The following is a 14,723-nucleotide window of genomic DNA, read 5'->3' as shown; positions in this document are numbered from 1 at the left end:
TGCACCCCCTCTTCAAATGGCGGGAAACAGCGATTTCTGATTATCGTCGTTGATGATACGCGGAGATTTGCGCGCCAAATCGGCCTTGATCCGTTCATCTTCAAGGTCGCTGGCGCGGATCTGGTAGGGCGCGCCGCGCATGACCTGCTCGGCTGGTAATATGCCGTCCCTGACGAACCGGCGGATTTTGACGTGCGACACGCCAAGCTTCGCGGCCGCGTCCGACATGGTAAGCCACTCGCCGTTCTTGTCGGAAGACCGATAGCCGCTGATCTTGTGCACCGTGCGCAGGGATTGGACGCGTCGCGCCGTCCAGGTCTTTCCCTGACCCGTCTTCATGCCCATGCGGTTGAGTGTGGCGGCGATTTCGGCATCCGACCATCGCGTTGCCATGGATCGCATGACCGCCAGAGCCTCCTCAGGCGTACTCTGGCCATGCTCTCCGGATTTGGACTTGCGAACCCTTACCTGGGAATGCTGGCCCCCATGCCAATGGATGGTCAGGATCACATCGCGCGCGTCGTCATCGACGTCCGCCACAATGTCCTTGATGAGCGCGCGCAGCAGTTGCTGACGGAACCGCATATCGACACCCGGCGCATTCCAGGCGGCTTCGAGATCCTGGGCGAGGCCGGTGAAGTCAGGGATCGCGTCGACAGGCTCCATACGCTGGACTTCACTGAGCCGGGCCTCGCAGGTCTCCACGCGCCTGAGCCTAGCTTCCCAGTTCCTCTCGAGCTGGGCCGCTATAAGCCGGTTCTCCGGGTCGCAGGCGGCGTAGCGGCGCTCGGCGAGCGATGCCTCATAGCGTGCCTGCTGCAGGTCCATCTCGATCATCTGCCGCCGCCTGGCTTCGCTCTCCAGCTGCATCTGTTCAGCCTCCAACGCCGCCTCGATCGCCATCGGCGCAACCGCCTCCAAGGCTTCGCGGGCCACCGCCGCATCGGTGCGAAAGCCGTTGAACGACATGCATCGCGCCTGCGCCATCATGGTGTTCTCGCAACGATAGACCGGGTAACCTTGGCCACGTCCGGCATACGTGACAACCAGTCTTCGCCCGCATCGACCACAGGAGAGAAGACCCGGGAGCAACGCGCGACCGCCGCGGCCCGACTTGACGCCGCCGGCTTTGCCATAGGCGTTGGCGGCGAGAAGTTCCTGGTTCCGTTCGTACTCGCTCCATCCGATATAGCCTTCGTGATGCTCCTTGAGCACCACCGCCCAATCGCTGGCCGGCTTGTAATGACCATAGCTCTTGCGGACGCGGCCATCCACGATCTCGGTGCGCTTCTCGCTCTTACCATAGACATAAGCGCCGGCGTAGAACGGGTTCTTCAGGACGGAGATCACGTTGCGGTAGCGGACCGGAACCCAGGCGAAGGACACCATCTTCTTGCCGTCGGAGGGTCTGGGGAAATGCACGCCATCGTCGATCATCGAGATCAGGACCTGGCGGGCACTGCCGAGTTCGCGGAAACGCGCGAATATCAGGCGAATGGTCTCCTGCAGGCGTATATCGGGATCGAACCCGAGACCGTAATCCCGGTGCCAGACGTAGCCGAAGGGCACAGAGATGCGCAGTTCGCCGCGCTGTGCCTTGGCGCGGTCAGCTTCGTACATGCGAGCACGCAGCACCCCGAGTTCGAACTCGCTTATGCTCCCCTTCATGCCGAGCAGCAGGCGATCGTTCGGCAGTCCCGGATCGTAGACTCCGTCCAGATCGATCACCCGTGCATCGACTTCGCCGCACAACTCGAGCAGCCGATGCCAGTCCGGTCCGTTGCGAGACAGGCGGGACGCCTCCAGGCAAAGCACAGCGCCCACATGACCGGTGCACAGATCGTCGACCAGGCGTTCGAAACCGGGACGTTCCACAGCTCCACTTGCGGTGCGTCCCAAGTCCTCGTCGATCACCTCAACCTTGCGGAATCCCCAGCGCCGCGCGACGTCGACCAGCTCATATTGCCGACGCTGGCTCTCAAGATTGAGCTGCACTTGCGCCTGCGTGGACTGACGTACATAGACAACGGCCTTGCGCTTGAGGATGGTGGCCGGAATCAGATTACGGCTCGTCATCGCGGCTCTCCTCCGTCACGATACCGGCGGCGGCCATCAGCACATTGGCGAGCCGGGCGATCACGATCGTTCGTTGCGCTGCGCTCAGCCCGACTAGCTTGTGCGAGTCGAGCGCATGCTGAGCTGGCGAACGATCACGAGAGATCGTGTCGGTGGCGGCAAGGTTCTCATTTTGAGTCTCCCCGATGATGAAACCATCCGGAGAGCCTCGCCGGAAACGGCGCTGGATCAAGAGCTTGTTCAGTTCAAGCAGTGCAGCAAGCGACGCGCGCGGGGAGCCCAGATCCATTGCTGCGCACGGGACTTCGACCTCCTGCCCAACATGGGCAGAATGACCCCGAGATTGCGATCGGACGGATCGAGCGTTCGACGGTGTTGCTGTCGATCTCGATGCGGCCGTCGTCAAGGAAGTGCGAGAGGCCTTCCCAGCGTGAGAGCGTGTAGCGGATTGCCTCTGCGAGCTTGGTCTTCTGACTGATCAGGCCGAGCTTCTCACGCAGCCAGGGTTCGAGATCGGCGACGATGGCGCGGCTTTTGTCCTGACGCATCGCGCGGCGCTCGTTGGCCGATCGGCCACGGATGTCATCCTCGATCTTGTAGAGTTCGGCGATCCGTCTCAGCGCGTCACTGGCGATCGGCGCGGGACCGGCTGCTGCCAGTTCATAAAAGCGCCGACGGACATGCGCCCAGCAGAAGGCGAGCGTGACGCCGCTTTTGTCGGCCAGCACGCGATAGCCGCCATAGCCGTCGACCTGCAAGATTCCGGTGAAGCCTGCGAGATGAGCGATCGGACGCTCGGCCTTTCGGTCCGGCGCATAGACATAGGCGACGCCCGGCGGGTCGCTCCCCTCCCATCGTCGGTCATCGCGGGCATAGGCCCAGAGTTGACCTGTCTTAGTCTTGCCGCGGCCGGGATCGAGCACCGGCGCGGTCGTCTCGTCGGCGAAGAGTTTTGCCGAGGACTTCAGCTTGCCAAGCAGCCGCTCATGCACCGGACGCAGGTGCCAGGCGGCGCGGCCGACCCAGTCGGCGAGCGTAGAGCGATCGAGATTGATACCCTGCCGGGCGTAGATTTGCGCCTGACGATAGAGCGGAAGGTGATCGGCATATTTTGAGACCAGCACCTGGGCGACCGTTGCCTCGGTCGGAAGACCACCCTCGATCAGCCGGGCCGGCGCCGGAAGCCTGAACCACGACGTCCTCGCAGGCGCGGCAGGCATATTTGGGCCGGCGCACGACGATTACACGCAGCTGCGCCGGAACGATGTCGAGCCGCTCGCTCACGTCCTCGCCGATCCGATGCAAGCCATTGCGGCAGCATGGGCAGGCATGGTCCTCGATGTCGACGACCATCTCCACGCGCGGCAGATGGGGTGGCAGCGCGCCCCGGTTGGCCCGGCGCCTCGTGGCCTTTGCTTGCCGCTCGGCGGGAGCAGATTGCTCCTTCTCTTCCTCACCGGCGGCCTCGATCTGCTCCGCCTCTTCGAGCCCCAGCAGCAATTGATCCTCGGGGAGCGTCTCGGCACGCCGGCCGAAGCGGTGACGCTGCAATTCCTTGATGATCTGAATCAGACGGGCATTCTCGACGTCGTGCGCCAGGACCATCGCCTTCAGCGCGTCCGGATCGTCGGGAAGCTGGTCAGCCGTCATCGCCATGAACGGATCAGACCATATTCGCCGACAGCCCGCGACAGCGGAATCTAGGCTGATTCACTTCGTCGCGGGTCAGCCCGCCTGGGCTGGCACGCGGGTCCGGCGCGCCTCATGGACTCGCCGCCAGTCGAGACCTTCGAGTAGCGCCGAGAGCTGCGCGGCCGTCAGCCGCATCATGCCGTCATGCACTTTCGGCCAGCGGAACTCCCCATCCTCCAAACGCTTAGCAGGCAAACCCCGGTGCCATCCCAGAAGATCAGCTTGATCCGGTCAGTCCGCTTCGCCCGGAAGACGTAGACGGCCCCGCTGAACGGATCGGCCCCCATTGTCTCTCGCACCAGCGCCGCCAATCCCTCCGCACCCTTGCGGAAGTCGACGGGCTTCGTCGCCACCATGACCTTGACCGCACCCGTCGGCCCGATCACGACGTCGCCTTCAGCGCGCGGATCACTGCGGCCACCGTCTTGGTATCGGCGCCCCGGCCGACGCGCATCGCGATGCCGTCGATCTCAAGCTCGATCATGCCGGCATCTCGGGTGGCTTGCCGTTTCCGCTGCTTCGGTGAACGGCTGGCTGCAGGTTCCGCCGCCGCCACAACCGCCGGCACAAAGGCAGGAGAATCTTGCTGCACCGAAGCGGCCTGTTTGCGCGCTTCGCGGCGCCAGGCGAAGACCTGCTGCGGCCTGAGACCATAACGGCGGGCGACCTCGGAAATGATCGCATTCGGCTCCAGCGTCTCTGCGATGATCCGCGCCTTGTCATCCACCGACCAGTGACGCCGACCGCCGGCACCGTTGATCACCTCGAAACGCCGAAGCTGCCGCTCCGGGTCAAGCGTAAGGTCAAGTCCAGACACAAGCCGATCTCCGATCCCAATACAGGATCGGCAACCTCACAGATCGCGACCACTCCCGAAAGGTGGTCCGGAAACACCGCTCTGATGTCCGCTGTCAAGGTTTGGAACGCATGAGGTCGCCCGATCCGAGGAACGGCTGCTCATTCTGATGATCGCGCATGGGTGGGGAGGCGGAACTGAAGGACGTCGGTGATCAAGCTCTGATGCGCGGGTTGGCTACCGCATTCCCGATTGTGCGTCCGGGGCTGTTCCTATCTTACTGCGGGCGTCGGTCGATTTGCCGGCCACAAAGCGTCTGACGGGCATTCCCCTGCCGTGGTCCCGCCTCCGCCCATGCGCGATATGTGCGCCATCGCGGCGAGCGATCAGGTGACGCGCGCCTCCCTTGCGACTGCCCACATAAAGCCGACCAGTTCACGGGCGATCGCGGTGCAGACGACCGTTGTCCGTTTGCCCCGAGCGCTCAGCATGCGGTAGCGGGCTGTCAGGCGGGACTGCGCCTTCCAGGCGATCTCACGCACCTTCGGTGACGCCTGCTCCAACCGGTATAGCTTCGCCTTCCCGACCTTGGGCGGATGTCGATAGGTCCAGGCGCTCTCGACCAACATGTGGCGAACCCGACCGTTGCCTGCCTTTGTGATGCCGCCGCGCCGGACTGTCTCCCCGGTTGAGCGCTCGCCGGGGACCCGACCGAGATATCCCATGAGCTGGCGTGGGCTTTCGAACCGGCTGGCGTCGCCGACTTCGGTGACGAACGTCACGGCGACAATTAGGTCTACCCCACGCAATGTCTGAAGCGCCCACACGATCGGTGCCAGCGACCAGGCCGGGACGAACTCTTCGATCACACGCTCCAGCCGCTCGACCCGCTCTTTCGAGACGCGCACCGCCTCGACCATCTCCTGGAGTGCGATCTGATGCGCGGGATGATCGAACCTTGTTCCTGAAGCCAGCGTAGATAGCGCATCGTCCAGCTCTTCTTTCGCGGATAGCTACGGCCGTGCTTGAGCATGAATGCGCTCACCTGCTGGCGATGGACCCGCAGCGTCTCGACCGCGCCCGCCCGCGCGCGAACAAGATCCCGTATGGACTCGTGCCCTTCATCGGGAACCCACACCGCGGTCAGCTCGCCGGCGCGCAATAGTCGGGCAAGGGAAATGGCGTCTCGACGGTTCGTCTTCACCCGATCGCCGGGCTTCCTTGGTATCAATGATGGTGCAACCACGGTGCACTCGTGCCCGAGCGACCGGATCAGGCGATAAAGGCCGTACCCGGTCGGCCCAGCCTCATAGCAGAAATGCACGTAATCAAAGCGGCTGGCGATCCGGCCTATGACCCGCCGCATGCTGGTCGCCGACGCGTCGACCTCACCGAAGAACCGAACCTCTCCTTCCCGGCCTGCCTCCGCAATCGCAATAGCGTTCTTAAGCTTCGCAACATCGATTCCGACAAATGCTTCTCTATAATCCGCCACGGCTCGTCCTCCTGTGGTGAGGATCGGCTCGGCCCGTCCGAGCAACCCTCGGACGCGCAGTGTAGGGCGAGCCACCTCATCGGCAGAGGCGGACATACGGTCTTACTGTCAAGACGCTGACGACCCAGAATCGCCGGGCGCTGCTGACGGCCCTCAAGTCGCTTCAGGAAAAGGCCATCGCCATCGAGAACGACATCCGTGGCCTGTTTCGTAACTTCGGTCTCAAAGTTGGCATTGTCGACGGCCGGCAAATTCGCGGATCGCATCCGGGACCCTTCCGGTGACATTCCGGAACTCGAGACATCATGGAGACGTTGCTCACCGCCCGTCGGAAACTTTGCGAGCAGTTCACGGTGCTACACGAAAGACTGTTGTCGATCGTGAGGGGTGACACGGTTTGCAGGCGGTTGATGACCGTGCTGGGCGTCGGCCCTATCGTTGCACTGGGTTTCAACGCCACGGTCGATATTCCTGCCCCCTTCAGGAATTCGAAGGACGTGGGGCCGTATCTCGGTTTGACGCCGCGGTTACATCAATCAGGCTAGGATAATCGCGTCGGCAGGTCAGCCTAGGAAGCTTGAATGGGATTGACTTCAACACGCCGAATAGACAAGTCCAGGCATTTGGTGGAGCGGATTGAGAGTGAAGCGCTCGGGCTGGGAAGCCCATGCCTTGCAGATGAACTCGTAGGGTGAGACCTTTGAGGGCCTTCAGCCTGCGGCCGAAATTTGTAGGCCGCAACAAAGTCGGCAAGATGCCGACGCAGTTGGTCATGATCGTCGTAGTGGAAACGCTTGCCCGTCGCGTCCTTGATGGTGCGGTTCATTCGCTCGACCTAGCCGGTGGTCCAAGTATGCTTTGGCTTCGTGGTTCGAAGCACAGCGCGACGATGCGGCCCCCGAACGTGCTTGCGGGCTTCCTGGCGCCGCGACGAGCGCTTGCAGGCGCTGACGGTCGCTGGCCAAAACGGTGAAGGGGGATGCTATTGCGCATGCATCTAACTCGCACGCCAAACCGCAAAACGGAATCCCGAAATCGGACTCTTTTGATCCGATCAATCCACTATGAGACGCCGATTCCGAAATAGCGGGTGTGGGCGACATTGAGGATGCGATTGATCAAGCTTACGAAGCTGTGTCCGCCGGCCGTTGCAGCTGTGCCATAACTGGAGTGTATACCAAGGGCCGGCACCGAGTTCATCTCTAGGACAAACGGTTGGCCTGAGCGATCGATCCGGAAATCGACGCGGGCATAGTCCCGGCAGTGGCAGGCACGGAAGGTCGCAACCGAAATATCCCGTAACATCGTCTCAAGCCCGCTCTCGATTTTCGCCGGGCAAATCTTGGGCACCGCTGCGGCCGCCACGTACTTCGCATCCCAATTCATAACACGCGTTTCGCGGTCACCGAAGTCCTGCTCCACTAGAGGCAAAACTTCGGGCTCCCCGTTTCCGAGCAACGCAACGCAGATTTCCCGCCCCTCGATGTATTCCTCCACTAGCGCATCCTGAGCATGCTGCGTGACGATCACTTCGACGGCCTGCCGCAACTTAGAGTGTTCATGTATGATCTGCAATCCGAAGCTGCAGTCCTCCTCCCGCGGCTTCACTACCACTGGGAATCTCAGGTCGCCGGTGTTCTCGGTGCCGCGACGCATCACGCGAAAGTTCGGAGTCGGCACGCCCTGATCGCGGATGAGCATTTTGGTAATGACTTTGTCTCCCGTCAGCCCAATCCCGAAGGGGCTACATCCAGTGTATGGAACACCGGCCATCTCAAGCATGGCAGGAACATGAGTGTAACGCTTTTCGCCCTGAATTCCCTCCGCCAAGTTGAAGACCATTCCCGAGGGGCGACCTTGCGGATCAGGTGGCATGAACCGCTCGAGACTGGCGAGCAGTCCTTTATCGCCTTCACACACTACCGTCTCGTGGCCGCCCTCTTGAAGTGCCGCCACCACATCTTCCAACGTGCCGCTATGCGGCCAAGGCTGCGGCGGCTGCGGACAAGGCTGACCGAACCGGTTAATCACACCGTTGAAATCACTGTTCGTTACGATGGCTACTCGCATGAGCTATCTCCTTTGACGTTTGTCTGCTGTCACGAAACCAATGAAAACTGGATGGAGGCCAACCGCTATATCAACATTGACGACCTGCACGAGTACAAGAGGCTCGAAGCACCATGGCTGACCCTTTTCACAACCCCCTCCACAAACATAGGTCCACCACCCGGTTCCCTCTCCGGTTCCCGACCCTTTCCGCTGGCGGTGCTCTTTTTGCCCAAGTAGCTCGAAAGACGGCGAGTTGGGTTGCGGTACCATCAATAAAGCCTTATGCAGGGTTTATGCCAAAACAGATGATAACCGGCGGATGAGAGCGCTCCGACGCGAAATGATCGCTTCAAAAACCGTGCCAACCTCGCAAAATGCACGTCGGCCAGTGCTTTGAGTTTGATATCAAACTTACGGTCATATCAGGTACTAAACTGGCCCGCACAACCACTATGTCGCAGGCGCGACAAAATCCGACAGAGATCGTATCCCAGGGGACGAGCGGCGACCCATCCGCAGTCTTTTGACGCTCGCCGGTCCCTTACATCGAGCCCTGGCGTCCAGAATTGAAGTTGGGCGAAGGCGATCCGCATAATCGTATGCCCGGCCTGGCCGGCTTCAACGTGCGAGCGCTGCAGCAGTTTCAACAATGATGGCGAGTCGGCATAAATCTTCTTGAGAGGCTGGCGCTTAATCCCGGAACAAACGCGGCAATCAGCACTTCGCCTTGCTCATTTCGATGACGGCCATAGTGTTATTGCGCGCTTCAAAAGCTGGACAGCGATTCCGCTAATTCCCGGACAGCGTTTTCACAAAAGTCCGACAGTTCGTCGAGGTTGGTCCTCGGCAGCCTGGTTGCTGTAGGGCTGATTGATTTCGGTGTTCTCGGAGTCGGTCAAGAGGGCCGAGGCTTTTTTCTTCGGATGCTCTCGCCCTGAAGGGCGATGCGGTGTGCATTGTGCACGAGCGGTCGTGTATAGCGTCGGCGACCGTGCTGTCGTTAATAAGGTCGTGCCAGCTTGCCACGGGGACCTGGGCGGTGATCAGGGTGGATTTTCTCTGATAGCGCTCCTCGACGATTTTCGAAGAGGTGGAAGCGCTGCTGATCGGAGAGAGCATGGTTGCCGAAGTCGTCGTGGATGAGCCAAGTGGACACGGGTGAGCTTGTCGATGAGGCGGGGAAAGGAACCATCGATGCGTCGCTCTCGAACAGGATAACAGTGCGGCTTCGGAAAAGTCCGGACAGGCTTTCCGGTAATCTCAATGATGAGATCCGCGCCCGCCGTTCCAAAAAAAGGTTCGGCACGAAGCCCGCATTTTTTGCACTGGGCTTACGGCGTGCTGATCCACTGTTTCGTCATTACTATTCCCGAGCCTTGCAACCGAGCCGGAAGCGTCAGGCGAATGCAGGATTCCTGCGCTCGTAGAGCGTCCCAGCTTGGTCAGCACAACCTGACGATACGCGCCATCTTGGCGGCAAAGGCATTTGACGCAGCTGAATTGTCACGATCAGACGGCAGTTGGATCCTCATTGGATGGCCAGTGTTGCAAAAATCACAGGCTGGAGATCGGACTTGCGCCCTGGTGAATTTCCGCCACCGCATCGGGGTCGGTCTTCAACCCGGCAACTTCGACTTCCCAATTATAATAGAGACCGCGGCCGGGGCTTTGGCGGAGAGGGTCAGTCCTGGCGATGCCTCTCTCGAGCCGGCCTACATTGCAGCTGCCAGGCGGTTGGTTGAGCGCGGAGCCGTCGCGATAACCAGGGACTGCGGCTTCAGTATCTGGTGCCAGGCTGCACTGGCCACGTCTGTCAAACTTCCCGTGGCCATGTCGAGCCTGCTACTGGCGCCCACGCTCCTCCGGCAGCTTCCGGCCGGCGCAAAGCTCGCCGTCTGGCCGCAGACTCAAGACACTGCGGCGAAGAGCTGCTGGGCATGGATTCATCCGCAGGGGCAAGAGTAGCCATCGGCGGCATCGAAGGTAATACGCGGCCGGCTAGTGTTACCGAAATGGAGTCCCCGGGTTGCAGTCTGTGTCGCGACTTCGCGCCGCACATCCCAAGATTGACGCACTCCTATTTGAATGTACATTGTCCCCGATGGTGACGTCAGCAATCCGTCGTAGGACAGGACTGCCCATCTATGACGCCGCGCCCCTTTATCGAATGACATTCGCGTCCGTGGCTTGACCGCTTGGAGGCCGTCAGGTGCTTGAGCGCGGCAGTCTCAAGTTTTAAGGGGTGGCAGCGTGGAATCTGCTCCTCGCGAAAGAAGGAAGCCCCAGGCGACTTTCGATCGTATATGCCGCGGCTAGGACGGAGGTGTCGGAATAGCGCGCGCCGACCAGTTGTAGCCCGACGGGCAGCCCTTGATCATCCAGGCCCGATGGAATCGATGCTGCTGGTTGCTGGGTCAAGTTGAAAGGGTAGGTGAAGGGCGTCCAGTCCACCCACCCCTTGTAACTATCATCCGGCACATTTCGCCCGACGGGGAACGGCGCGATAGGCATCGTCGGTGTGACCAAGAGATCGTAATTTTCGTGGAACTTCGCCATCAGAGCGGAGAGCTCGAACCGCATCGCCTCAGCTTCCTGAAATTCGGTAAGGGTGATCTTCAGCCCGCGTTCGGCACCTTCCAGAAAGCCAGGATCTAGTAATTGTCTTTGCTGTTTGTTCATTCGTGACACAATACGGGCGGCGCCAGCGAACCAGAATGTAGAAAACACCTCCACCGGATCCGCAAATCCCGGATTGACTTCGGCCACCTCGGCCCCAAGAGCTCGAAGCTGGTCGATCGCATTATCGGTAACGTTTTGGATATCTCGCGCCACCTTGACATAGCCGAGGTTCCGACTGTAGCCGATCCGCAGGCCCCTGATGGTGGTCTTTGCTGGATCGGGGTCGAGACCTAGGTACGCCGGACCCGCATAGCCATCGCGAGCGTCCTTTCGTGCAATCACATTCATCATCAGGATCGCATCCGCAACGGTGCGGGTCACCGGCCCCAAATGAGACAGCGTTGTCATGGCGCTAGCTGGCCATTGCGGAACGATGCCGAAGGTTGGCTTGAAGCCGAAGGTCCCCGTGAAGCTCGCCGGTATCCGGATTGATCCCCCGCCGTCGCTACCCTGATGAAGAAAGCCAAGGTTGAGCGCAGCCGCAACTGCCGCCCCTCCCGACGACCCGCCTGGTGTCAGGTCAGGATTCCAGGGATTGCGGGTGATCCCGTAGACCGGGCTGTCTGTTACCCCTTTCCAGCCAAATTCTGGAGTGGTTGTCTTGCCCAGGATAACGCCACCGGTCTCACGGATACGGGCTGGAACAGGGGCGTCTTCAGTCCAGGGTCCCTCGGTGCTGCCGGACAATGAGCCACGTCTTGTCGGCCAGCCTCGTGTCAAGGTGAGGTCTTTGATGGTGGCCGGAATGCCATCTAGTACTCCGGCTGGTTCCCCCTTCATCCATCGACCCTCCGAGGCCCGGGCAGCAGACCTGGCCCCTTCGTGGTCGACGAGGCAAAATGCGTTCAGCGCCGGGTTGTTGGCGTCGATGCGGCTGAGACAGTCATCGACGACTTCAACAGGCGAGAGCTGCCGCCTTCGGTAGAGTTCCAGGCATTCGCACGCCGACAGACCCTCAAGAGATGTTGGCACGGATGAACGAGTTTTCATTTTACGAGGTCCGCTACATTCAAGCCTGGCATAAGACGGCAGTTATTCATTCGTTCTGCGGCCCTTGTCAGACCGATCATCAAGACGTCGGACGGGATCCCAACGTGTTCTCTACGAGCTTGATCCAGTACGATGTTCCATAAGGAATCGCCTCGTCGTTGAAATTGTAGGCAGGGTGATGCAGGCCGGCGCTGTCACCGTTCCCGCACCAGACGAAAGCACCCGGCCGCGCCTGCGCCAGGAAGGAGAAATCTTCCCCCCCCATTACCGGTGGCGTCTCGAGCACATTGTTTTCACCGGCCACGCCCTTGGCCGCGCTTCTCGCAAGGTCGGTCTGCTGGACCTCATTGAAGAGAATTGCGTCGAAGCTCTGAAATTTAATATCTATCTTCGCGCCGGTTATCTGGGCGATGCCGGCGACCACTTCGCCCACCCGCTCCTTCACGAACTTGCGCACCTCCGGCTTTAGCGTCCGCATGGTGCCCACCAACTCCGCTGTTTGCGGAACGACGGGGACTAGTCTCTGCCCGGACTGGAACTGGTGGAACGAAATTCCTGCCGAGTCGACAGGGTCAATGTTCTGAGCCAGGATATGCTGCAGGGCCGTCACAAGCTGAGCGCCGACCAGAATCGGATCGATGCATTCATGAGGCCTTCCAGGGTGCCCCCCTCGCCCTTCAATGCTAATTTCTATGCTATCAGTTGCCGCCATCACTGGACCTTGCCGGATTCCGAAGACACCTACCGGCAAGCCCGGACGATTGTGCATTCCGTAGATGTGCTCGATGCCGAACCGCTCCATCAAACCGTCATCTAGCATGGCAACGGCGCCGGTACCGATCTCCTCGGCAGGTTGGAAGATCATGACCGCCGTTCCAGCGAAATTCCGAGTATCGGCAAGATAGCGCGCGGCACCCAACAGCATCGCGGTGTGGCCGTCATGCCCACACGCATGCATCAAGCCCTTGTTCTTGGACGCATAGGGCAGATCGGTCGCTTCGTTGATCGGCAGCGCATCCATGTCAGCGCGCAATCCGATAACCTTTGGGTTACCGTCGCTCACGACGCCGTTGCCCTTGATGACGCCAACGACGCCGGTTTTGCCGATGCCGGTCGCGACGGCGTCGCAGCCGAATTCGCGCAGGCGCTCGGCGACAAATGCCGAAGTACGGGGGATGTCGAAGCCCAGTTCGGGATGTGCATGGATGTCCCGGCGCCAAGCCACTATCTCGGGGAGAAACTCTGCGACGCTATTGAGAATTGCCACGGGGACTTTCCTTTCTTGCCGGTTGCAGGCGAATTTCACGCTTTGTCCTTGCGAGAGCCGGGAGACCCGTTTCCGCGCTGCCGGGAGCACAGCATCCTCTGTGCGACGTAGGCACCCCAGCTATTCCGCCGACTGAAGCCGCTCCAATTAGCCGGGGACCGACAATCCTGAATTCCGCTCCGCCCAGAATGTAGCAAGTGCCAAAGAGCTTGGTTGCGCGAAGGGCGCCTTGGTCCCGCAGAATATCATCGTTTTTTGGTCATTGGCGCATAACACCTGCAGGCTGAGAGGAGGTGCCCTGGTATATATGCGGGACCATTCAAAATAGGACAGCCGACATTCAGAAGTGCGGGACAACTGCGACCCGCGGAAGGCGCGTGGTGGTTGCCTGGGCGGGCTCTTTTGAAGGCTACTCTTCAGCAATTGGCAGAGCAAACGACGCCTTGATCCGATCCATTACAACGATTGTCTTGAACCCCTTTACTTCAAGATGTTCGTAAAAAAAACGACGGGTAAACGCCTCGTACTCGGCCATGTCCTGAGCAGAGACCGTAATAATAAAATCCGCTTCACCCGTAACGTAGTAAGCGTTCATGATCTCAGGCGTCCGCCGAATTGCCTGCTTGAAACGATCGATGATATCGGCGCGATCGCGCTCGAGAGTGATGGATACCAGCAGGAGCAGGGGCCGACCGACGGCTTCCGGTGAAACTATGGCAACGTCCGCTTCGATGACGCCAGCGTCTCGAAGTCGCTTTAATCTCCGCTGACAAGCGGTAGCCGATAGTCCGGCAAGTTCGCCCAATTCCTCTGTCGTAAGGCGATTGTTGCGCTGCACGACGTTGAGAATCTTCCGGTCAATTCGATCCAGATCCATTCACAATCTCTGCTCATGATGATATCGGCCAATGCCAAGGCCGCCAGTCCGTACGTCCAAAATGTAGCAAGTGCCAAACGCCCTCTCGGCGCTAAAGTCGGTCCAAGTCGCAGAAAATCGGCGTTTCTTTCGCCATCTGCGCACAATACCGGCATAGTATAACTATCTGAGGGGTGCCGCTGAATCGATGGGCGTTGCTGGTGAGCAGTTGCGGGCCAGCGCAAGAACGGCAGATTCGATCGGGTGGGGGCGATCCCCGGTCGAAAAGATCCTACCGATCTCGTTGCTCAGGCGCAGAAAACATGAGTTGCAGCACGCTCGCATCAGTTCGAGGCAAGCGTGTTAGGGAGCGACATCACCAAGGGTGTCGGCGTTGCAGCATAAATCGGAGACCATGAGAGTCAGGCTATGAACCGGCCCCGGCTTTCGGATGCCTTACGGCCCTCGCGCGTCGGCCGCGAGTGAACTATGATCCGCATGGGTGTGGGGCTGGAGGAGAAGGTCGTCGGCTCAGTCAGGCTAACGTCGCTCCAAGCACTGGTAAGAAGCCCTATCCGCGGTCTGAGAATTACCCAAATTGATCTCTCGTGAGGCAGTTGTTGCAGCTGCATTCCGTCGAGACGCTTCAGTGATCCGCGAGAATGGCTCGCGATCTCTGCGTGAATCGCGGTTTGGCGCAGGAATGCGGCGTGGGAGACCGAATGTTAGACCAAAGTCGGCACGAGCACCGTGTAAAATGGGCAGGTCAGCGCAGACCAGTCTGGCGGCATTCTTACCCTTGCCGGAACGATCGCCTGAA

9 protein-coding genes and 5 pseudogenes are annotated in these 14,723 nt (G+C 60.2%); 2 read left to right on the top strand and 12 right to left on the bottom strand.

Annotated elements, in window-relative coordinates:
• Positions 1–12 precede the first annotated feature (12 nt).
• The 6 genes and pseudogenes from P9273_RS23110 to P9273_RS23085 form a co-directional block, all read right to left on the bottom strand.
• Positions 13–2,076, bottom strand: coding sequence for a recombinase family protein (locus P9273_RS23110; protein WP_063169338.1), 2,064 nt, complete (start codon positions 2,074–2,076; stop codon positions 13–15).
• Positions 2,063–2,365, bottom strand: coding sequence for a hypothetical protein (locus tag P9273_RS23105; RefSeq protein ID WP_063169337.1), 303 nt, complete (start codon positions 2,363–2,365; stop codon positions 2,063–2,065). Before P9273_RS23105 ends, P9273_RS23110 begins: the two co-directional genes overlap by 14 nt.
• A 49-nt stretch (positions 2,366–2,414) precedes the next feature.
• Positions 2,415–3,732 (bottom strand): annotated as a pseudogene (gene tnpC / locus P9273_RS23100) (IS66 family transposase); the annotation flags it as partial.
• 69 nt (positions 3,733–3,801) lie between these two features.
• Positions 3,802–4,154: pseudogene (gene tnpB / locus P9273_RS23095) on the bottom strand (IS66 family insertion sequence element accessory protein TnpB).
• Complete coding sequence (gene tnpA, locus P9273_RS23090; protein WP_199489649.1) at positions 4,151–4,531, bottom strand: IS66-like element accessory protein TnpA; 381 nt, start codon at positions 4,529–4,531, stop codon at positions 4,151–4,153. Before tnpA ends, tnpB begins: the two are co-directional and overlap by 4 nt.
• A gap of 419 nt (positions 4,532–4,950) precedes the next feature.
• Positions 4,951–6,059: pseudogene (locus tag P9273_RS23085) on the bottom strand (IS110 family transposase).
• Positions 6,060–6,166: 107 nt separating this feature from the next.
• On the opposite strand from P9273_RS23085, the pseudogene P9273_RS32435 reads away from it, so the two are divergent.
• Positions 6,167–6,601, top strand: a pseudogene (locus tag P9273_RS32435) (transposase); the annotation flags it as partial.
• 51 nt (positions 6,602–6,652) lie between these two features.
• Here P9273_RS32435 and P9273_RS23075 read toward each other — a convergent pair.
• The 3 genes and pseudogenes from P9273_RS23075 to P9273_RS23065 form a co-directional block, all read right to left on the bottom strand.
• Positions 6,653–6,933, bottom strand: a pseudogene (locus tag P9273_RS23075) (integrase core domain-containing protein); the annotation flags it as partial.
• A gap of 188 nt (positions 6,934–7,121) precedes the next feature.
• Complete coding sequence (locus tag P9273_RS23070; protein ID WP_063169333.1) at positions 7,122–8,129, bottom strand: D-alanine--D-alanine ligase family protein; 1,008 nt, start codon at positions 8,127–8,129, stop codon at positions 7,122–7,124.
• A gap of 771 nt (positions 8,130–8,900) precedes the next feature.
• Positions 8,901–9,230 carry an ATP-binding protein gene (locus P9273_RS23065; RefSeq protein WP_272482847.1) on the bottom strand — a complete coding sequence of 110 codons (330 nt, stop codon included), beginning with the start codon at positions 9,228–9,230 and terminating at the stop codon, positions 8,901–8,903.
• A gap of 2 nt (positions 9,231–9,232) precedes the next feature.
• On the opposite strand from P9273_RS23065, the gene P9273_RS23060 reads away from it, so the two are divergent.
• Positions 9,233–9,538: a hypothetical protein gene (locus P9273_RS23060; RefSeq protein ID WP_164548505.1), complete on the top strand. Its 306-nt coding sequence runs from the start codon at positions 9,233–9,235 to the stop codon at positions 9,536–9,538.
• An 808-nt stretch (positions 9,539–10,346) separates the two neighbouring features.
• On the opposite strand, the gene P9273_RS23055 is transcribed toward P9273_RS23060, so the two are convergent.
• The 3 genes from P9273_RS23055 to P9273_RS23045 all read right to left on the bottom strand — a co-directional run bounded on the left by P9273_RS23055 (position 10,347) and on the right by P9273_RS23045 (position 13,924).
• On the bottom strand, positions 10,347–11,780 hold the full coding sequence (locus tag P9273_RS23055; protein WP_063169332.1) for an amidase: 1,434 nt from the start codon (positions 11,778–11,780) through the stop codon (positions 10,347–10,349).
• Between the two features lie 79 nt (positions 11,781–11,859).
• Positions 11,860–13,047 (bottom strand): M20 aminoacylase family protein, encoded by a 1,188-nt coding sequence (locus tag P9273_RS23050; protein WP_063169331.1) that lies wholly within the window; start codon positions 13,045–13,047, stop codon positions 11,860–11,862.
• A gap of 409 nt (positions 13,048–13,456) precedes the next feature.
• Positions 13,457–13,924, bottom strand: coding sequence for an Lrp/AsnC family transcriptional regulator (locus tag P9273_RS23045; protein WP_063169330.1), 468 nt, complete (start codon positions 13,922–13,924; stop codon positions 13,457–13,459).
• Between the last annotated feature and the right edge of the window lie 799 nt (positions 13,925–14,723).

This window comes from Mesorhizobium sp. WSM4935 (assembly GCF_029625735.1).
Taxonomy (GTDB): Bacteria; Pseudomonadota; Alphaproteobacteria; order Rhizobiales; family Rhizobiaceae; genus Mesorhizobium.
The sequence above is the reverse complement of the archived record's forward strand: the minus strand, read 5'-3'. Positions and strand labels throughout refer to the sequence as shown.